Genomic DNA, 20,201 nt, shown 5'->3' with positions numbered 1-20,201 from the left:
TTTATACAGGACGAACAAAAAAATCTCCAAAATCAAACCGTTCAATCGTGGCCTGTTTCTCAAAAATGTTGTCAGTGATAGCTTGTGTCCAGTAACCTTTGGCGACGGATGATATTTTGCCTAGTCCATCCACTACATCGGTTTCGTGACCCGTAATGGCAAACGTACCGGCAATTTTGTGTTGTATGCCATAGGTGATGAAGGTATGACGGAAACAATGAAACCCGCTTAAGCGTGCGCCTTCGGTTTTATCTCTGAGGCCAATCTTGCCAAGATACCGAATAAACCACTTTGATACTCGCGCAGAGGCTTTGCCGTGATTAGGTTTCCAGGCTGGAAAAAGATGCTTGTCATTTTGGCCTTTGATCCGTTCAACGTAATCTAAAAAGCCCAAGGCAATTAGCTTGGAGTGAATGGGGACAATACGATGCGATGAATGGGTTTTGATGCTTTTTGAGACGCCGTCTGCTGCTTCGTTTTCATCGGTAAAATGGAAGTACCAAATGCTGGTTGCTTGATCCTGTTGAATGTCGGTAAAAGGGTTGAGCTGACAGACTTCGTTAATTCGTGCTCCGGTAAAAAGACCAATCAACGGCAACCAACAATAATGTGCCTTACTCGCATCAGCAGCGTACTTGCGCATCAGAGAATGAGTAAACAGCAATTTAATTTCGTCTTGCGTTAAGGCACGTTGCTTGTTGATGCCGTGCGAACGATCACCACGATAGACCGCTCCGTTCACGCTTAGACTCGGAAATCCTTGATCTTTGTAATGTACATACGCCCAATTAAGCAACAAGCTGACGCTAGCACGATAGGTACTTCTGAATGTACCTTCTGCAATACAACGTCCAGAATGAGTGGCAATAATCTTTGTTAAGGACATGCCACGAAACATTTTTGCATCATGCCTGATGGGTAGCTTTTGAACCTGATCAAAATAGTTATTTACATCTGCTTGCAGGATGTTAGTGATAGGCTTATCTCCGACCAGTTCAATAAATATCGGTAAGGTGGATTTTAGCTTGGTCAGCGTGGCTTTATTCTTAGGATCGTATCGTTGTAAAAAGTCAGCTACTACAAGCGATAGCAATGGCGCTTTAGGCAGTATTGGAGTGGGCTGAGTAAAGGCAATAGTGGTGATGGCGCGTTGTTCAGGGACTTGAGCAATCAGCGACGACATGCTGATCTGATTACTTCTGCCTAACTTTAGATCGTAGAGAGCAGCTGCAAAGTTTGCTGCGAGCTGAAGTGCAAGAGGTGTGGCTTCGTGACGATTTTCCGTTTTTAGGCTCCGTACGATCGCCTTTGCTTGAAGGGACTCTTGAAGCTCAATGGGTATGCGAATTCTAAAGTAATAGACGTTGTTTCGCCTAAACAAGTAGGGTATTTTCCCCACAAAAATTAGCCTTATTGTGTTACAGAAATTCCTACCAGATTATAAAGCGTTTGGCAAGATACATATGAAAGTGATTTAAAATCAACAGCTTAAAATCGTTAAGAGAGATGCCTGCCTGAGCCCTCGATACGTTGCCGTATACACACTTTCCAGGCGTGCGCCTTCGACCGCTCGGCCATCTCTCCTAATACATTTTTGGGCTGATCAGCAGATTTAGTGCTTCAGAAATTGATCGCTTCAGAGCTTAATCAGCTTTTGTCGCCGTGATAGCGACCACCCAATCCCGACTAGGATAATGGATACACGGTTATTTTGCAATTCGGACGAGTATTTTCGAATTGCCTCAAATTAAAAGTAACCCAAGGGGTCATTAAAAACGGGTCGTTGCCTCACATTGTGTGTAACCGAAATCAAGCGGGTTACCACCATGGGAAAACACGAACGACGAGCCTATTTACAGGCTATCCAAAAGCGCTATCGACAAAGCGATAGGGCAACGAAACAAACGATCCTAAACGAGTTTTGCGAAGTCTGCGGCTACGCCCGTAAGTACGCGATTCGTTTGCTGAATCGAAAAGCCAAGCCAATCGCTTCGCCTAGCAAACGGCCCGGCCCCAAGCGGAAATATCAAGCCGAGGTGTTGCTGGAGCCATTGAAGCGCATCTGGTTCGCTAGCGATCAACTGTGCGGCAAGCGCCTGAAAGCAGCGATACCGATCTGGCTGCCGCACTACGAAGCGCAGTACGGCTCACTCTCCGATCAGGTTCGTGCCGACTTGCTAAAGGTTTCGGCGGCGACCCTGGATCGCTTGCTCAAACCCTTGCGCGTCCAGCACCCCAAAGGCTTGTCCGGCACCAAACCCGGGTCTCTGTTGAAAACCCAGATTCCCATCCGAACTCATCACTGGGACGAGACCCAGCCCGGTTTTGTCGAAGCCGATACTGTCGCTCACTGTGGCAATTCGCTGGCCGGCGATTTCGTCTGGAGCCTGACGATGACCGACATCGTCACCGGCTGGACCGAATGCCGGGCCACCTGGAATAAAGGCTCGCAAGGTATCCTGGAACAGATTCAGGCCATCGAGAACCTGTTGCCATTCCCTTTGAAAGGCTTCGATTGCGACAATGGTTCTGAATTTCTCAATCATCACCTGGTTCGCTATTTCACCGACCACCCGCAAAAGCCTGCGTTTACCCGCTCCAGGCCTTACAAGAAAAACGACAATGCCCATGTCGAGCAGAAAAACTGGACTCACGCCAGGCAATTATTCGGCTACGACCGGCTGGATAATGCCGCGCTGGTGCCGTTGATGAACGAGGCCTACAGCACGCTTGGGTGTCCTTTGCAGAATCATTTCTGCCCCAGTCTGAAACTTCAGAAAAAACACCGAGACGGCGCCAAAGTCGTGAAAAAATACCATGCCCCGCAAACCCCTTACCAACGGGTGATCAATCATCCTGACATTCCGGAAACCACCAAACAGACTCTCCAGGAACATCATGCCAAACTCAATCCATTTGCTCTTAAGGCCGCCATTGAGCAACAATTGAAACTCATTTTTTCACGAGTCCAGGTTACCTCTAATGTGAGGCAACGACTCTGATACTTCGGTTACCTTTTTCTATGAGGCAATACGTTTTCTCGGTTATTGGCCTAGGCCTTGAGTTTCCCATGGTCGTTACTTCCCTAAAAGACAATCCAGTTTAGTCATTGGTTTAGCGTCCGATCAGCCCTTACTTGTACTAGGAGCCTGTCGGACTTTAGCGCAGTAGATCTAACCGCGACATCGGTTTGGTAAAATAAGGAGGGTCAAAAGATCAGATATACGGAGCCTGTGATGAGTCGATTCATTCCCGTCAACCGCCATCAACTTTACGTGCTACCGCCTTCGGTGGACGAATGGCTGCCGGAGGCTCATCTGGCCCGTTTTGTTGTCGAAGTCATCGAGCAACTGGATCTGAGCCAATTCACCAGCCGTTACCAGGGACGCGGCAGTGTGGCCTATCATCCCTCGGTGTTGCTGGCGCTCCTGGTGTACGGTTACGCCACCGGCGTGTTTTCCAGCCGTAAGATCGAACGAGCGACCTACGATTCGGTGGCGTTCCGTTTCCTGTCCGCGGATACGCATCCCGACCACGATACGCATCCCGACCACGATACGCATCCCGACCACGATACGCTGGCCCATTTCCGCAAAACCTTCCTGATCGAGCTGGAAGATCTGTTCGTCCAGGTCCTCAGCCTGTCCCAAGCGATGAAGTTGGTGAAACTGGGGCAAATTGCGCTGGACGGTACGAAAGTGAAGGCGAACGCCTCCAGGCATAAAGCCTTGTCCCACGGTCACATCGAAAAGCTGGAAGCGCAGCTGCGGGACGAGGTCCAGGTCTTATTACAAAAGGCTGCCGAAACCGATGCGGCGGACGACCGCGACGATCTGGACTTGCCGGCCGAACTGGCGCGGCGTGAAGACCGATTGAAAGCCCTGCGCGAAGCCAAAACCCAGATCGCCGAGCGGGTCAAGCCGCGCGATGAGCAGGCACAAAAGGAGTATGAGGCGAAGATTGCCCGCCGGGAAACGCAACGGCAGGCCGGCAAAAAGCCCAGAGGGCCGGAGCCCAAGGCCCCGGAAATAGGCCCCAAGCCTGACGACCAAATCAACCTGACCGACGAAGAATCTCGCATCATGCCCAGTCATGAAGGCTTCGTGCAAGGCTATAACAGCCAAGCCGCCGTCGACGCCGACACGATGCTGATCGTCGCCACCCGCGTCACGCAACAGACCAACGATAAGCAACAAGTCGAACCGATGTTGGCCGAGCTGAAAAAACTCCCCGAGACGTTGGGCCAAGTCGATGCCCTGCTGGCCGACACGGGCTACTTCAGCGCCGCCAACGTTCAGGCTTGCGAACGAAGCGGCATCAAACCTTTGATCGCCATGGGCCGCGACAGCCACCCTGTGCCCCTGGCTGAATATCTGGCGGCCGACGCGCCGAAACCCAACACCGGCGACCCGGTGGAAAACATGGCTTGGTACCTGAAAACCCGCGAAGGCAAGGCCCGCTATGCCAAGCGCAAATGCACGGTGGAACCCGTATTCGGGATCATCAAGCAGGTACTGGGCTTTCGCCAGTTCTCGCTACGCGGACTGGACGCGGTAACCGGGGAATGGAAGCTGGTGGCGATGGCGTTTAACCTGAAACGGATGTATGCGCTGGCCGGGGCATAAGCCCCGCCGAACTCAATGATAGGGTTGCATGCCGTCGAATAACCCAAGGGGAGCGTGTCTACATCAATTCTCAAGACCGGCTGAGTAACTTTACGACAGCTTGAGGGCTTCGATCATTTGGCTGACGCCAAATTTTCGGCTTAAAAAAACTTAAGTCCGACGGGCTCCTAGGTTAACCATGTTCTGTCGGATAAATAAATTGTTGAATTTTGCTCTTCAGTGGATCGTGGTCTAAGTTTGCGCAGGAGTTTGCTGGAGAGTGAACTCACCTTTTGTCGATGGCCTATCGGAGTGAACGGGGGAGCTCTATGAACGATATTTGTATTTCAAACGAAAAACCAAAAATTCTGATCGTCGATGATGTTCACGAAAACTTGCATACCTTGCTGAATATTTTGCGGCAAGATTATGCGGTGATGGCTGCTACTTCCGGTGAAAAAGCCCTGGAAATCGCCCGGCGCGCGTCGGCTCCTGATTTGATTTTGCTGGATATAAAAATGCCGGAAATGGATGGATACCAGGTGTTGGAATATCTGCGCGATGATCCGGCAACGGCCGAAATCCCGGTCATTTTTGTGACTGCGGCCGCTGAAGTCGGTGACGACGCCAAGGGTATGGCGCTGGGCGCCGACGACTATTTACTCAAGCCCGTAGTGCCTGAGTTGCTTCTAGCTCGGGTTAGACTGCATTTGGAGCTAGCCACCTATCGGAAACGCTATGGCAGACTATAATCGTTGGGGTCAAGCAACGCTGATCTAACTATTTCCTTGGATAATGAACAAAGACAAATCCCTATCGCTCAATCCCAGGCCGACTATTTTGGTGGTAGACGATCTTCCCGAAAATATTCACGGCTTACTCGAAGCACTCAAGGACGATTACGGCATTATGGTGGCGACGGAAGGCATGCGTGCGGTGGAGTTGGCGCAGGGCCCGACGCCGCCTGATTTGGTATTGCTGGACGTCAGAATGCCGGGTATGGATGGCTATGAGGTTTGTCGGCGGCTCAAGAGCGATCCTAGAACCTCGGGGATACCCATTCTCTTCGTGACGATAGTCGAAGCGTCCATCGAAAAAATTCGCGGTTTTTCCATGGGCGCCGCCGATTTCATTACCAAGCCGTTTGATATTGACGAAGTACGGGCCAGGGTCAAAACGCATCTGGAACTGAGCCGCTTACGCCGCGCTCTGGAAGGCCGGGTGAAACGTCTGAGCGAATACCGGCATGCCACCGATGTGTCTAATATCGTATTCCGCACCGATCCGCACGGCGTCATCACTTTTGTAAACGATGCGTTTGTGCAAACCTACGGCTATACCCGCGAGGAGGTGATCGGCAAAACCAGCCGGATTCTCAAAGATCCCGACGCGGCTCCGGGTTTGCATCGGGAGTTATGGAACACGATTCTAGGCGGTGCAATCTGGCGCGGGACCTACAGCAATCTTACTAAAAGTGGCGAGGTGATTTACATCAACAACACCATCGTCCCCATCCTTGACGCTGACGACTCGATTCGCGAATTTATATCCACCAGCGTTAATGTCACCCATTTGATTAAACAGGAAGAGTTGATTAGGGAACAGACCACGGATGCGTTAACCGGTTTGCCCAACCGGGTGAAATTGATGCAGGATTTGGCTGACGCCGGTCCGTCGATATTGGGCATGATAAACATCGATCAATTCAAAGCCATCAATGATTTTTACGGTTTGCGCAACGGCGATAAAGTTTTGTTGGAAATTGGCGAGCGTTTGCAAAAAATGAGCGGCGCCGATGCGCAGGCTTACCGCATCGGCGGCGATTTATTTGCTTTGCTCTCCAAAACCGGTGGCGATCCGGGCCGTTTCGAGCAAATGATAGACAGCATTATCAAGCATTTGGAATCGGAAGCGATCGATTGCGGCGAAGATAAGATTAACATCCGCGTGACAGCTGGCATCTGTACGGGGGCTGACAGTCCTTATACGCATGCGGCGCTGGCGTTGGAGCGCGCCAGGATCGAACGTCGGGATTATTTGATTTATACCGATCAGATGCAGATCAAGTCGCACTACAAGGACAACATCCACTGGAGCCAGAAAATTCGCAGTGCCCTGGCCGACGGCCGCATCGTGCCTTTTTATCAACCCATCATCGACAATCGCAGCGGGAAAGTCGTGAAATACGAAGCGCTGATGCGGATGATAGACGAAGAAGGTAATGTCATTCCGCCCAGCTTTCTCGGGGTGGCAAAACGCACTCGGCAATATACCGCCTTGACCCGCACCATCATCGAGCAAGTCGTAAAAGCCTTGCCCGAGTCGGAGGGGGAGATGAGTATCAACCTAACCGTCGAGGATATTATCGATGCCAATACGGTGAGCTTTATTGCCGAAAAGCTCTCTCAGCCCGGCGTCGGTTCGCGCATTGTGTTGGAGATTACCGAATCTGAAGGTATCGAAAGTTACGAGGAAGTGCGCCAGTTTGTTAATCGCATGAAAGGCTACGGTTGTCATTTTGCGATTGACGATTTCGGCAGCGGCTATTCCAATTTCGTGCATTTGTTGCGGTTAAAGATCGATTATTTAAAGATCGACGGCTCCATCATCATGAATATTATCGACAATCCGGATTCTGAAGTGATTGCCCGCGTCATAGTCGATGCCGCGCGGCGCTTGGGTATGCGCACGGTTGCCGAATTTGTGGGTAGTGCGGAGATCCAAGCCAAGGTCGTTGAGCTGGGTATCGATTTTTCGCAAGGTTTTTATCTGGGCAAACCGGCACCGCTGGGGACACCCCGCCATGATTGAATCCAACGTGCATCCGGGGGAGGACATGAATCAGTCTGATCCAGGCAACTCTGCTACTAAAGCCGGAATGGAGTTTTAAGATGCGGCCGGTTTTTAATCAACATCCTCTGCGCAAGACGATAACTTGGCAGAGGCTCGTCGGTTTTACGGTCAGCCGGTTATCAAGCGCCGCCAGCGTTCTGCTGACGATAGGCTGTTGGAGTCATCCGGTGCAGGCCGACATCAGTGCGGCGACAATTCGTGGTCAAGTCACGCTGCGAGGCGCTGACACTCAGGCAGGCGCGCAAATCATCGTCACCAGCCTGGAGCGGGGGTTTTCCACGCGGACCTTTTCCCGAGCTGACGGCTCTTATGTGCTGATGGCATTGAAGCCCGGCCGTTACCAGCTCAAGGTGTTAGGCTTGGAAGGCCAGCAAAACAGTCAAGAGCTGACGCTGCAAGTGGGGCAGGTGGCCTTGGTAGACGTTGCGTTAGGCGATGATAATAGCGTCGCCGAACAGACGAGTGAGGGCAACTCCGCGGAGTTGGCTACCTATTTAACGCCCGAGCAAATGCAGCGCTTGCCGCAGGTAAACCGCAATTTTCTGAATTATGCCGATCTGGCGCCCGGTGTGAACGTGGTAAACGATGAAAATGGCAGTACCCGCTTGCAAAGCGGCGGGCAGCGGCCGGATAGCGTCAATTTGTTTATCGACGGCGTCAGTCAGAAAAACTATGTGGTCAGGGGCGGCGTAGCCGGCCAGGATTCCAGTCGCGGCAATGTGTTTCCGGAATCGGCGGTTGCCGAATATAAGGTCATTAGCCAGAACTATAAGGCCGAGTACGATCAAGTCGGCGGCGCGGCAATTTCGGTGCAGACTAAATCCGGCGGCAATACTTTTCACGGCGAAACATTTTACGATCATACCAATCAGGATCTGCGCAGCGTTACCCCCAGCGAACAACTGGCGGGCGGCAAGCGCGACACCGAGCAAGTGCAATTCGGGGTGACCTTAAGCGGGCCCATCGCCAAGGATGTCGCACATTTTTTCATGGCATACGAACGTAAACTCAACGACGATTACGGCAATATTAGCGCGGGTGACGGCTCCCGCTTACCCGAGCCGTATCAAGCGCAACTCGGTCGGGTGAATAGGCCGTTCAGGGCGGATTTGTTCTTCGGGAAATTGGATTGGGCGCTTAACGATAGTAATTTGATCGAAGTGTCTTTTAAGTTGCGCGACGAAACCGAAACCTTAGGGATTGGCGGTGAAAACTCAGAGTCTTACGCGCTGACCAAGGGTAACAGCGAAAAACGCCTGGATTTTAAATATCAATACAGCGCGGAACATTGGGTCAACGAAGCCCGGTTTACTTATGAAGACGCCAATTGGCGGCAACTGCCGGCTACGCAAAGTGCGGGTTTGCAGCTGCGGCGCCTGGATGGCAGTTTGAGTGGGGGTAATCTGAATAGCCGGAGTGTGTTGAATAGCGGCGGCGCGACCAATTATCAGGACAAGGGCCAAAGCGGGCCGGGTTTTCAAGATGATCTAACCTTCAGCGGTTTGGATTGGCATGGCACTCATGTCGTCAAGCTGGGCGCTAAAGTCAAACAGATAGAACTTGGCGCGGTGGAGCGCGACCCTTACCACCCGCAGTTCGGCTTAAATTTAAACAATCCTGCCGGCAACCCGTATCAAGTGCGTTGGGCAACGCCTTTGGCCGGCGGCGGTGACGGTTCCGCCCAATCCGATGTGACGCAATTCGGCGCGTATCTGCAAGACGATTGGAACCCTAATCGACATTTGAGCGTGAACCTGGGCGTCCGCTGGGATTACGAATACAACCCCGGCTATCTAAACCATGTCACGCCCGGCGATGTCAGCAGCGCGCTCCGCAACTGGCGTAATATTCACAACGCGAATACGGGTTACGACATCGAGAACTACCTCAGTAACGGCGCTAACCGCGCGGCGGACAGCAATAATATTGCGCCCAGATTAGGTTTGGCATACGACTTATTCGAAGACCAGCGGCATGTGTTGTTCGGCGGTTACGCTAAAGCCTACGACCGCCATATTTACGACGTGTTGCAACTGGAACGTACCAAGGGCAGTTATCCCAGTTTTAGCGTCAATTTTCAGGGCGACCCCAATTACGATTGCGTGGCCGGCGTCGATTGCATCGCCTGGAATCCCGAGTATTTAAACTATACGCCGGCGCAATTGTCCGCACTGACCGGTGCCGCTGCGGGCAGCAGCCGGGAAATCAATTTAATGCGCAACAATCTGCGCACGCCCTATGCGGACCAATTCAATATCGGTATGCGCAATCGTTTCGGCGACTGGCATACCGAGGTCAGCGTGTCGCACGTACACAGTTACAACGGTTTGGTTGGTTTACTGGGCGGCCGCAATGCCGACGGCAGCTTTTACGCAGCCGGGTCCGGGTTCGGGGGTACCTTTCAGGCCGTGCCTGGCTTTGGGCAATTGATTTTGTTCGATAACGGTGTGCAGACCAAAACCAATTCGGTATTTGTCAAAGCCGAAAAACCGTACAGCAAAGACAGCGGCTGGGGTATGACGTTTGCCTACACCTTTACCGATTCCGAGGAAAACAAACCGCAGTCTTTCTTCGATAACAGCAGCTATTTGTTTGAACATCCCAATACCCACACCAATGGCTGGCTGGATACCGCCGGGGTCAGAAAACATAAGCTGGTGACAACCGCCAGTGTCGATTTGCCGTGGGATTTGATTTTTTCCACTAAGCTGACGCTGGCGACCCCGGACACCCGCTCCGGCGTCAACTGTGCAAGCGGTGCTTGCCGTTTTGATACCTTCACGCCGCAGGGTAGCGATTTTATTTTTCCGGGGCAGTGGTGGGGATACAAACAAGTCGACATTGCGCTGATAAAAAGTTTCGATACGCCGCACGACACCCGGATGAAACTGCGCCTGGATGTATTGAATTTATTCGATTTTAAAAATTATGCGGCATTTAACAGCGACTTTGCCTCGCCGAATTTGGGGGCGCCGCTGACTGTGCTGGCCGGACCGAGTTTGACGGTGAAATTGACCGCCCGCCTGGAGTTTTGATGCCGGGCAAGCTAGTGAGCGCGGGTTTATTGTTGTGGGTGTTGCTCAGCAGTTTCGGCGCCGCTGCCGACGACATGGTCAACGCCAAAACGAAGGCCACTTATGTGTTCAATTTCACCAAGTTCGTGGAGTGGCCGGCGCTGATGAACGATACGCTGCATGTCTGCATTGTCGGCGCCGAACCTATCGTTAACTTGCTGAGCGAGTTGGCCAGCCGCGATACCAAGGGGCATTTATTGCAAATCTGGTCGGGCATAGACGACCCGCAGATTTGCCAGATTTTGTATATCGACCATGACGCGCCGGAATTGCCAGCCTTGATACAGCAGGTGCGCGGCAATCAGATATTAACTGTCAGCGATGCCGAGGGGTTTGCCGGCCGCGGCGGCTGTATCGGTTTTTATAGCGAAAACGGCCAGATCAAACTGGAAATCAATCCGGACGCCGTGCGCCGAGCGCAATTAAAAGTCAACGCCTTGTTGATGGAAATCGCCCGTATCGTCCGTTAATTCACTCCGGAATCCCATGACAAACCAGGCTGAATTTAAACGCGATCTGACCATAAAAACCAAGCTGGTGCTGATCATGTTGGCAACCAGCATCTTGTCCCTGCTGCTGGCGGGGGCCGGTTTTATTGCCCAGGAACACATGCGGGTAAAAGAGGATATGGGCCGGGATTTGAGTTCTCTGGCCCGCATCATTGCCAGTCGCAGTACCGTGGCCTTGTCGTTTAATGACAGTAGCGTCGCCAACGCCACTTTGGCCGCTTTAAGCGTCAAGCAGAGCGTGGTATCGGCCTGTATTTACGATAGTGCCAATCAGCTGTTTGCACTTTACGAACCCGGCTTGGCCTGTCCGCTGCAACATCCGGAGCCTTCGGCTAGCGAGCGGCCGCGATTCGACGATGCCTATTGCACCATAAGCGAAACGATAGCCTTGGACGGCCGCACCTTGGGAAGGGTTTGGATAGCCTCCAGCCTGGCGGAGCTGGATTCCTTATGGCGGGATTTTTTGGCTGCGGCGATGGGTATTGTGATGTTATCCGGTCTGTTCGCTTTGCTATTGGCTTCCAGTTTGCAGCAAGTGGTGTCCGGTCCGCTGGTCAGGTTGAAGAAAACCGTCGAAACGATCAACAGCGAAAAGAACTACACCTTGCGCGCCGCACAAGAGAGTAACGATGAATTGGGCGCGCTGATTCAAGCCTTCAACACGATGATAGCCACCATCGAAGCTCGCGATAGCGAACTGTTGGCTTTGAACCGGCAGCTTGCCGAAAACGAAAAACTATTGGCCAGCATCAACGAAGGTTTGGAAGAGCGCGTGGCTGCCCGCACCACGGAGTTGGCGGAAATTAACGCCAAATTGGCGCATAACAGCGTAATGCTGGCCACCGTGCTGGATAGCATGTCGCAGGGCTTGATAGCCTTTGACAGCAATTTAAAGTTATTGGTTTGGAATAAAAAACTCAGCGAGGTACGCGGTTATCCGGAAAGCATGCTGGCAGTGGGCAGGGACCATGCCGATTTCGTGCAATTTGATTTAACCGATCCGCAGTTGCGTTTCCGTGATCCCGATACCGAACTGCGGCAATTGCTGGAAGAAATAAGACATTTTCGGCCGCACAATTTTACCCGGCAAAGATTGGACAACCGGGTCATCGAGATCAGCGGCGGGCCGATAGCCGATGGCGGTTTCGTCAGTACTTACGAGGACGTGACCTTACGCAAACAGGCCGAGCTGGCGTTGAAAGAGGCTCGGGACGCCGCCCAGTCAGCCACCCAGACTAAAAGCCAGTTTCTGGCAAATATGTCGCACGAGATTCGCACGCCGATGAACGGCGTGCTGGGTATGTTGCATCTGGCTTTGCAGACCGAATTGACCGCGTCGCAACGCAACTATTTGGCAAAAGCCCACAGTTCCGCACGTACTTTATTGGGGATTCTTAACGATATTCTGGATTTTTCCAAAATCGAGGCCGGTAAATTGGCGCTGGAAGAAACCGAATTTCGCTTCGATAGCGTGGTGGAGCAATTGGCTGACATGATCGGTTACCAAGCCGGCTTGAAAGGTATCGAGTTTCTGATCCGTCACGATCCGCAAATTCCGCCGGTGTTGTTGGGCGATCCCTTGCGTTTCGGCCAGGTGTTGACCAATTTATGCGGCAACGCGCTGAAATTCACCGAAGCCGGTGAATTGGAACTGGCATTCTATTGCCTGGCCAAAACCGACAGCACTATCGATTTGCGGGTATCGGTCAGAGATACCGGCATCGGTATGGCGGAAGACGATCAGAAAAAACTGTTTCAAGAGTTTACCCAAGCCGATCAGGGCACCAGCCGGCGCTTTGGCGGCACAGGTTTAGGCTTGGCCATCTGTAAAACCCTGGTGGAAATGATGCAGGGCCGGATCTGGATCGAGCAGTCGCAACTGGGCCAGGGCACAACCTTTTGTTTTACCGTGCGCTTGGGCGTGGCTACGGACACCTTGCTGCATCAAGACGCGCTGGAGCAAAGCATAGGCGTGTTGTTGGCCGAGGTGCGGGTATTGGTGGTGGATGACAACGAGGCTTCCCGGGAAATCATCAGCGATATGTTGCGGCCGTTTCAGCTACGGGTGAGCTGTTCGGCCAGTGCGGCCGGGGCGCTGAGAGCTTTGCGGGACGCGCCGGCTGATCAGCCTTTCGATGTGGTGTTGATGGACTGGAAAATGCCGGGTATGAACGGCGATGAGGCGATCAGGCAGATTCGCGCCGACACCAGCCTGATGCCTCAGCCCAAGATTATCATGGTCACCGCTTACGGCAGCGAAGATGTGATGGTTTTGGCGGGCCGGGCCGGTATCGATGGCTTTTTGATCAAACCGGTATCGCCGTCCTCCTTACTGGATGCGATTTTGTCGGCACTTGGACGTGGCCGGGTGCTTGGGGCGGTGGATAAATTTAAGCAATTGGGTGGGGCCGATATTGCCGGTATCAAACAACTGCAAGGGATTCGTTTGTTACTGGTGGAAGATAACGAAATCAACCGCGAATTTGCCTGCGAATTGCTGCGCAGCCACGAGATTGAGGTTGACGAAGCGGTGAACGGCGAAGAAGCGGTCAGCATGGTTAGGCAGCATCATTACGATGCGGTCTTGATGGACATCCAGATGCCGGTGCTGGACGGCTTGCAAGCCACCGTCAAAATTCGGGCCTTGGCAGAATCCGAGAACGATCAACGTTTTGCAACTATGCCCATCATCGCGATGACCGCCCATGCCATGGCCCGCGATGTCGAGAAAAGCCTGGAGGCAGGTATGAACGATCACGTTACGAAACCGATTGATCCCGACCGGTTATTCAAAGCATTGGCAACCTGGATTCCGCTCACGGCCGACGGCGAACAGAGCCAGGAGGCGGCGCGGATTTATCAAGCTGCCGATTATCCCGAAGATTTACAAACCTTGACCAGCCTGGATATTGTGCAAGGTATACGCCGGATCGGCGGTAATCCGGAGGCCTATCGCAAACAGTTATACCGTTTTAAAGAACACTACCCGGATGCGGTCGCCGAGATTCGCCGCTTGATCAATGCCGGGGAACTCAAACAGGCTGAAGAGCGTTGCCACGCCTTGAAAGGGGTTAGCGGCAATCTGGGGGCGACGGATTTATTCGAAGCCGCCGCCGGTGTGGATATTGTCCTTAAGCAAAATCAAATACCGCCCGCTGAACACTTGCAGTACATGGAAGGATTTTTGCGCCAAGTCATCGGGCAAATTGAGGCCTTGCAAGCACTGGCGAGCAGCCAAGCGCCCGGCTCGGATCCACTTGTGACAGGGGTTACCGACGCTGAGATAGCGGCGGATTTACAGACATTGTCGCGATTGCTGGAAAGCGATCTAGGCGCGGCCGAAGCCATGTTGGAGCAATTACAGCGCGGTATGGCCGGTCATCAGTATTTGCCCTTGCTGGAGGACATCGCCAAAAAAATCGACCGATTTGCCATTGACGAGGCACTGGCGCAACTGAGCGAGTTGCTGCAAAAACTTTAACGCCAGCCTAACCCCGGCTTTGCAGCGTGCGGTCGATAACGATGCAATTTAATTTACCTGCCCAGCGTCAATATCTTACAATTCGGTAGCCCACGGCTAAAATAATTACTTAGGAGGATCTCATGTTTAAATTTCGTATGCTGGTTTCTGCGATAGCGCTGACTGGTTCGATGTCTGTTATGGCGGCGGATGCGCTGCCCACCACGGCGCCAGCGCCTGCCAACAACCCCACAACCCCCGAAAAAGTTGAACTGGGTAAAATGCTGTATCACGATCCGCGTCTGTCTTCCACGGGCACCGTTTCTTGCGCGTCTTGCCACAACACCATGCTGGGCGGCGAAGATAACCGGCCCAACTCCATGGGCGTCAACGGCCAAACCGGCGGCCGCAGTGCACCAACGGTCTGGAATGCCGCATTCAACAAAGTGCAATTCTGGGACGGCCGCGCCGACAGTCTGGAAGCGCAAGCAGCAGGTCCAGTCACCAACCCAATTGAAATGGGTATGAAAAGCTGGGATGACGTGGTTGCTCGCTTGAAAACCATCAAAGGCTATCGCCATGCTTTCGAAGTGGCCTTTGGTAGCGATGCCGAAGCTATTACCAAAGACAACGCCACCAAAGCGATTGCCGCCTACGAAAGAACTTTGATTACACCGAATAGCGCTTACGACAAATATGTCAAAGGCGATAAAGACGCCTTGACCGAACAGCAGGAACGCGGTCTGAAAAAAGCCGTGGAACTGGGTTGCACCAGCTGTCACAGTGGTCCGGCCTTTAATGGCCCAGGGGTGTTCCAAAAATTCCCAGTTAACCCTAGCGGCTACTTCGAAGCGCAATACCACTTCCAAAAAGACAAAGGCTTAGCTGAAGTCACCAAAAAAGAAAGCGACGAGCACCTGTTTAAAGTGCCGACTCTGCGTAACGTGGCTTTGACCGCACCTTATATGCACAACGGTTCGGTAAAAACTTTGGATAAAGCCGTTTGGTTGATGGGTAAATTGCAATTAAATCAAGAGTTGTCCGATGCTGACGTGGCTGACATCGTCGCGTTTTTGAATGCGCTGACCGGCGAATTCCCTGCGCAAAGCATGCCGCAATTGCCAGGAACACCGGGTTCCAGCTTTAACTGAGTTTTATCAGGTAGTTAAAGATTAAGGGGGCCGCAAGGCCCCTTTTTTTGTCAAAATACTTCCCTCACGGGGCACAATACGCAATGTAGATTAAGAGTGTCGGGTACTTTAAGTCGTTTCCAGGGCAAAGTCATTGGATGGTTTGCCAACTTTTGCATGGTGAGAATACGTTGACCCTGATTTTATTTGAAGGATCGCCAAAGGATATTACCGAACAAGCACCGGCAAGCCGAAAATAAACATTGCGGGAAAGATATTACCGTTTCGCTGATGTGGAAAGATAGGTATAAGCGTATCTTTACCATCTGCTTGGGGGCTTTTTATGAAAAAATACTTAACGATAATATGCCTGGTCATCGCGTCATTTTCATTTCAAGTTAATGCGTCAACTTTAAGTTGGAGCACAATTACCGGTTATGGCCCTATTCTCGGAAGTTTGCAATCAGGTCAAAATTCGCCGCAGGATCTATTCGGCATAGTAACCGGCCTACGTATTGAAACCAATGTGCTTGACGATTGGACTTTTAATTTACACAACAGCAGTCAAGTTAGGGTTTCAGTGAGTTCCCTAGAAGCTAACACTGGGAGTCTGTTATACGCCGTCAACTTGGATGGAAGTCCATTGGCTAAAAGTGCCGGACCTGCCGATGAAGCTTGGTCCTTTGACGGTATATTGACTGCCGGCTCTCACACGATAAATATTCTGGGTATCGCCATTTCCCTGGAGAGCACAAGTGGCTACCAAGTTAATGTTAGCGCCATGAATGCAGTTGTTCCTATCCCGGCGGTTGGGTGGATTTTCAGCTTTTTTCTGTTTTATATGTTTCGAAATATGCTGCGCCGTCGAGGTTATTGATGCTGGGTATAACAAATGGATGCAATCTTTCCGCTGTCTCCGCGGGACCAACAAAGACTCTGAACGCCGGTAAGGATTTGTGTTCCGTTGCCACTTCAGGTAGTTGGATATTGCAAAGCTTCTACGACAAAACCGCTGAGATTTCTGCGGCGTTTTGCGATTGAGTCTTCGGGCGGTAAGTCCAATAGACTTTTGATTTTCAGCTAAGCAAAAGCTGACAATTTTAGGATTGGCGATTAAATCGCTCCCGCATTTGCGGGAGCGCATTGCTTAAAGTAGCGTAACTTTGAGTCCTATCACTTCACTTTCTACGGGAATGCCCCAGCCGATTTCGCAATAGAACTGACTGGTCCCGAAAGCTGGCAGCAAATTTTAGCTGGCTTGGCCGGCGGCAGTCGCTTCAGGGACTTCGATCAAGCGGCCGGTTTTGACGTCGTAAACATAACCGTAAACCGGAATATCGCTAGGCACAAGTGAATGAGCTTTAATGCGTTTCACATCTTCCAACACGCTTTCGGCTTGATTTTTGATGGTCAACCAGTTGATGTATTTACCGTCGGTCGAGCCAGGGCCCACACCACTATCGTGCCAACCGCTGGCATCGACGCTGGCGGTTTTTAGACTACTAGCCAACAAGTCGCTCATGATGTCGTTGGTAAAGGTTTCCATACCGCAGTCGGTGTGATGAATCACAAACCATTCCTTGGTGCCGAGTAATTTGTAGGAAATGACCAGGGAGCGGATCGCGTCGTCGCTGGCGCGGCCGCCGGCGTTGCGGATCACGTGGGCGTCGCCTTCGGATAAACCGGCGTACTTGGCCGGGTCCAGACGGGCGTCCATGCAGGTCAGTATGGCAAACTGACGAGCAGGGGGCATAGCCAAATCGCCTTTGGTGAAACTGGATACATAATCGCGGTTGGCTAACAGTACTTCGTTGTGAATTTTGCTCATAAAAACCTCGGTGCATGAAAAAACGTCTGGCCTGAATGTCAAACCAGACGAGGTAACGACTATCTCCGGGCGGCATTGTAGCCAAGCGGCATTCTGGTTTAAAGACTCTATTTGGTTTATAAAATATAAACTTTAAGTTTATATTGGATGCTTCAATGGATAAGTTTAACAACATGCGCGTTTTTTGCCGGATAGTCGAGCTAGGCACTTTCTCTGCTGTTGCAAAAGAATCGAAGCTGTCCACGATGATGATCAGCAAATACATTGCCCAATTGGAAGCGTCTCTGGGGGTGGTGCTATTGCATCGCACTACCCGTAGTCTAAGTTTGACGAGTGCTGGCGAAGCCTACTATAACCGCAGCAAGCAATTGCTGGAAGATTTGGCCGATTTGGAAGCGTCTACGGCACAATCAGGCGAGCGGGTAAAAGGCACCATTAAAATCAGCGCGCCTATCGATTTCGGTGGCATGTACATGGTGCCGGCCATCGACGCTTACATAAAGCGCTATCCGGAAGTGAAGATTTTAATGTCGTTGGACAACAAACCGCCGAATTTGCGGGTCGGCAGTTTCGATATTTCCCTGTTAGTGACCGATACCCTGGACCCCGGCGTGGTGGCGCGCAAAATTGCCGAGACTGAACTGTGTACCTACGCCGCGCCGACCTATCTAGCCGAAAAAGGTTATCCGCAAACCATAGACGAACTGAGTCATCATCAATGCCTGCACTACGTGGACACGCCCCACGGCGAGTTTTGGTTGTTCAACGTCGACGGCGAATTGAAGAAAATCAAATCCGATTGGGTACTGGCGTCTAATAACGGGCGCGCGCTATGTCAGGCGGCAGCCTTGGGCATGGGTATCGTGCAAGCGCCCAGACTATCGGTAGCTCCGTATTTACAAAGCGGCGAACTGGTGGAAATCCTCAGGCAATATCGCCGGCCGGCCATCGCCATTTACGCTACCTATCTGCAACGGCGGTTTTATCCAGCCAAGTTGACTACTTTTATTGATTTTTTGTTGGCGTATTTCGAGCGGTAGGGGGCTTTGGGTGTCGGATGATTCGATTGGTGAGAACGGGAGATTGATTTAGAACAACTACTTTAAATTTTTTGTGCAGCAAATCATGCTGACTGTTCAAAAGAAGAACGAAACATTCCGGTTGCGTTATGTCGATAACCACATGCCGACTGTAAGTGACTGAATTGACAGAGGAGTATTGTAGCCTCAATGCAGCGTTAGCGGAATCGAGGACGTAGGCTTACCGACCATCAAACCCACATCGGCAATTGAAAGCAACTGGCCATAGAAACCTCGATTCCATCGAGGCTACTTGCTTAGCTGTTAGTGGTATTCTTAAATTTGTACGACCAACTTATAGGTTGTGCCGAGCCATGTGAGGCGCAACGCTCGCGAACGGTGCGCCTAACGGCAGCACCCTATTGTCAGCGCGCCTTATGGCCTTAAATCTTTGGCGACCTTGGGGACGCCGTCTTGCTTGGCTCGCTCCAAGGCTTGCTCTTTAAACTGGGGCGTATATTTATTGCGTTTAGGTTTTGCGGTGGTAGTGGCTGTTTGATCGTTGTTTTTCATAAGACTCCTCATGCTCTGAGATTACTCTCTTAGCGGAGTGTCTGTGAAATTTAGGCAAGATCATACATTCTTAAAAGAGCAGTAAACATTTACTGCAACAACTTCTTGGCAAGATCAGCCAAAATTTCCCTACCTTCCTTAGACTTCAATATTCCTTTCATTACTGTCAGCAGTTTTGTGCCGGCTGTTTTGTACCAAACCCCTTTTGGATACACCTTTAGATCAGATTTACTTTTCTCAATTGCTTTTTCGATTTTCTTCGTTTCTTCAGGCGTAAAGTCGAGCTTCTTTTCTAGCTCAGAAACCCTTTTATGAAGTTCATCTAATTTAGCCTTGATAGCATCTTCTTCATGACTTTCAAAGTAAGATTCTGGATCATCAATATTTTCATCAATGCTTTTTTGAAAGCTCTCAGTTAACTCATCAATAGTTGAGCGCAATGTCGCTCTTGAGTTAATCAAATCATCTCTGATACTACGAACCCAGGCAGATATTCTTGTTATAGCAGAATCAATATCCTCATGCGTTCTTGTCTCAAGATTTTTGTATGTTCCTGGCTTTTCGACAGTTCTAATGACTTTTTTAGCGTTACCCTGTCCCATAACAGCTAGGGCGGAGCCAATAGAACCACCTGAATATGTTTCATCTAGAACGAAAGTATATTTTGGCAATGCTTTGAAAGTAATCTGTGCAAGCACAGTTGAATCATCTGGAAACAGAGAATCAAAGTCCTCAGCACAGAAATCTCCGTACTCTAGATAATCGATTATTTGATTAATGACTGTATTTCTAAGCGTTGACATGAAGTGCTGAATTCCTTTTGATGTTTAACTAGTAATTCGAAAGTTCTGTATATCCACCGACAAATGACCTTCGACAAGGTAATTTATTGATCAACATATGATTTTCCCTTCTGTATATCATCGATGGTAGACGGCTGTGATCGGTAACGATTCAATCGCTATCATTGAATCACATTAGGCGATAGGCAGCAAAGGGTCGCTTGCGCCAATTAACCTCTTCGAAGTAACTTAATTCAGCCCGCTTCGATTAGCGATAGCGTAATCGGAGGGGGGTGATTTAGAAATGTGCGATTAAGCAAGCTAATAGCACCTACGTTTGAATGGCAGCTTATTGGCCTTTTCTTGTCT

The 20,201-nt window shown here is 51.0% G+C and carries 14 protein-coding genes and 1 pseudogene; 10 read left to right on the top strand and 5 right to left on the bottom strand.

What is annotated here, in order from left to right:
- Position 1: 1 nt before the first annotated feature.
- Positions 2–1,183, bottom strand: a complete 1,182-nt coding sequence (locus ACMXD4_RS14315; protein ID WP_415880858.1) for a site-specific integrase — start codon at positions 1,181–1,183, stop codon at positions 2–4.
- A gap of 39 nt (positions 1,184–1,222) precedes the next feature.
- Positions 1,223–1,399 (bottom strand): annotated as a pseudogene (locus ACMXD4_RS14310) (DUF6538 domain-containing protein); the annotation flags it as partial.
- Between the two features lie 427 nt (positions 1,400–1,826).
- Between ACMXD4_RS14310 and ACMXD4_RS14305 the strand changes: the two are divergent.
- From ACMXD4_RS14305 to ACMXD4_RS14265, 9 genes are all read left to right on the top strand, one after another.
- Positions 1,827–3,002, top strand: coding sequence for an integrase (locus ACMXD4_RS14305; RefSeq protein WP_415878538.1), 1,176 nt, complete (start codon positions 1,827–1,829; stop codon positions 3,000–3,002).
- A 234-nt stretch (positions 3,003–3,236) separates the two neighbouring features.
- The gene (locus ACMXD4_RS14300; RefSeq protein WP_415878537.1) at positions 3,237–4,625 is read left to right on the top strand and encodes an IS1182 family transposase; all 1,389 of its coding nucleotides are present in this window, start codon (positions 3,237–3,239) and stop codon (positions 4,623–4,625) included.
- Between the two features lie 308 nt (positions 4,626–4,933).
- Positions 4,934–5,356 carry a two-component system response regulator gene (locus ACMXD4_RS14295; RefSeq protein WP_033158109.1) on the top strand — a complete coding sequence of 141 codons (423 nt, stop codon included), beginning with the start codon at positions 4,934–4,936 and terminating at the stop codon, positions 5,354–5,356.
- Positions 5,357–5,399: 43 nt separating this feature from the next.
- Complete coding sequence (locus ACMXD4_RS14290; RefSeq protein WP_415878536.1) at positions 5,400–7,415, top strand: EAL domain-containing protein; 2,016 nt, start codon at positions 5,400–5,402, stop codon at positions 7,413–7,415.
- 80 nt (positions 7,416–7,495) lie between these two features.
- Positions 7,496–10,492, top strand: a complete 2,997-nt coding sequence (locus tag ACMXD4_RS14285; protein WP_415878535.1) for a carboxypeptidase regulatory-like domain-containing protein — start codon at positions 7,496–7,498, stop codon at positions 10,490–10,492.
- Positions 10,492–11,001: a YfiR family protein gene (locus tag ACMXD4_RS14280; RefSeq protein ID WP_415878534.1), complete on the top strand. Its 510-nt coding sequence runs from the start codon at positions 10,492–10,494 to the stop codon at positions 10,999–11,001. Before ACMXD4_RS14285 ends, ACMXD4_RS14280 begins: the two co-directional genes overlap by 1 nt.
- Positions 11,002–11,017: 16 nt before the next feature.
- Positions 11,018–14,521, top strand: a complete 3,504-nt coding sequence (locus ACMXD4_RS14275) for a response regulator (protein ID WP_415878533.1) — start codon at positions 11,018–11,020, stop codon at positions 14,519–14,521.
- Between the two features lie 122 nt (positions 14,522–14,643).
- Positions 14,644–15,651 (top strand): cytochrome-c peroxidase, encoded by a 1,008-nt coding sequence (locus tag ACMXD4_RS14270; RefSeq protein ID WP_415878532.1) that lies wholly within the window; start codon positions 14,644–14,646, stop codon positions 15,649–15,651.
- Between the two features lie 322 nt (positions 15,652–15,973).
- Positions 15,974–16,507: a hypothetical protein gene (locus ACMXD4_RS14265; protein ID WP_415878531.1), complete on the top strand. Its 534-nt coding sequence runs from the start codon at positions 15,974–15,976 to the stop codon at positions 16,505–16,507.
- Positions 16,508–16,879: 372 nt separating this feature from the next.
- Here the strand turns inward: ACMXD4_RS14265 and ACMXD4_RS14260 are convergent, their stop codons facing one another.
- Positions 16,880–17,458 carry a beta-class carbonic anhydrase gene (locus ACMXD4_RS14260; RefSeq protein WP_415878530.1) on the bottom strand — a complete coding sequence of 193 codons (579 nt, stop codon included), beginning with the start codon at positions 17,456–17,458 and terminating at the stop codon, positions 16,880–16,882.
- 155 nt (positions 17,459–17,613) lie between these two features.
- Here ACMXD4_RS14260 and ACMXD4_RS14255 point away from each other — a divergent pair, with 155 nt between their 5' ends.
- The gene (locus ACMXD4_RS14255; protein WP_415878529.1) at positions 17,614–18,498 is read left to right on the top strand and encodes a LysR family transcriptional regulator; all 885 of its coding nucleotides are present in this window, start codon (positions 17,614–17,616) and stop codon (positions 18,496–18,498) included.
- A gap of 414 nt (positions 18,499–18,912) precedes the next feature.
- Here ACMXD4_RS14255 and ACMXD4_RS14250 read toward each other — a convergent pair whose 3' ends face one another.
- Positions 18,913–19,050: a hypothetical protein gene (locus ACMXD4_RS14250; protein ID WP_415878528.1), complete on the bottom strand. Its 138-nt coding sequence runs from the start codon at positions 19,048–19,050 to the stop codon at positions 18,913–18,915.
- 89 nt (positions 19,051–19,139) lie between these two features.
- Entirely contained in the window at positions 19,140–19,853 is a 714-nt protein-coding gene (locus ACMXD4_RS14245) for a hypothetical protein (RefSeq protein WP_415878527.1), read from the bottom strand.
- Between the last annotated feature and the right edge of the window lie 348 nt (positions 19,854–20,201).

Source organism: Methylomonas sp. TEB (assembly GCF_047777895.1).
GTDB lineage: Bacteria > Pseudomonadota > Gammaproteobacteria > Methylococcales > Methylomonadaceae > Methylomonas.
This window is presented reverse-complemented; position numbering and strand designations above follow the sequence as displayed.

What these genes read in the sequence shown, in the direction of transcription:
- ACMXD4_RS14255 (WP_415878529.1), top strand. Translation starts at nt 17,614, where the DNA reads ATGGATAAGTTTAACAACATGCGCGTTTTTTGCCGGATAGTCGAGCTA.
- ACMXD4_RS14265 (WP_415878531.1), top strand. Translation starts at nt 15,974, where the DNA reads ATGAAAAAATACTTAACGATAATATGCCTGGTCATCGCGTCATTTTCA.
- ACMXD4_RS14295 (WP_033158109.1), top strand. Translation starts at nt 4,934, where the DNA reads ATGAACGATATTTGTATTTCAAACGAAAAACCAAAAATTCTGATCGTC.
- ACMXD4_RS14260 (WP_415878530.1), bottom strand. Translation starts at nt 17,458, where the DNA reads ATGAGCAAAATTCACAACGAAGTACTGTTAGCCAACCGCGATTATGTA.
- ACMXD4_RS14285 (WP_415878535.1), top strand. Translation starts at nt 7,496, where the DNA reads ATGCGGCCGGTTTTTAATCAACATCCTCTGCGCAAGACGATAACTTGG.
- ACMXD4_RS14245 (WP_415878527.1), bottom strand. Translation starts at nt 19,853, where the DNA reads ATGTCAACGCTTAGAAATACAGTCATTAATCAAATAATCGATTATCTA.
- ACMXD4_RS14315 (WP_415880858.1), bottom strand. Translation starts at nt 1,183, where the DNA reads ATGTCGTCGCTGATTGCTCAAGTCCCTGAACAACGCGCCATCACCACT.
- ACMXD4_RS14275 (WP_415878533.1), top strand. Translation starts at nt 11,018, where the DNA reads ATGACAAACCAGGCTGAATTTAAACGCGATCTGACCATAAAAACCAAG.
- ACMXD4_RS14250 (WP_415878528.1), bottom strand. Translation starts at nt 19,050, where the DNA reads ATGAAAAACAACGATCAAACAGCCACTACCACCGCAAAACCTAAACGC.
- ACMXD4_RS14305 (WP_415878538.1), top strand. Translation starts at nt 1,827, where the DNA reads ATGGGAAAACACGAACGACGAGCCTATTTACAGGCTATCCAAAAGCGC.
- ACMXD4_RS14290 (WP_415878536.1), top strand. Translation starts at nt 5,400, where the DNA reads ATGAACAAAGACAAATCCCTATCGCTCAATCCCAGGCCGACTATTTTG.
- ACMXD4_RS14280 (WP_415878534.1), top strand. Translation starts at nt 10,492, where the DNA reads ATGCCGGGCAAGCTAGTGAGCGCGGGTTTATTGTTGTGGGTGTTGCTC.
- ACMXD4_RS14270 (WP_415878532.1), top strand. Translation starts at nt 14,644, where the DNA reads ATGTTTAAATTTCGTATGCTGGTTTCTGCGATAGCGCTGACTGGTTCG.
- ACMXD4_RS14300 (WP_415878537.1), top strand. Translation starts at nt 3,237, where the DNA reads ATGAGTCGATTCATTCCCGTCAACCGCCATCAACTTTACGTGCTACCG.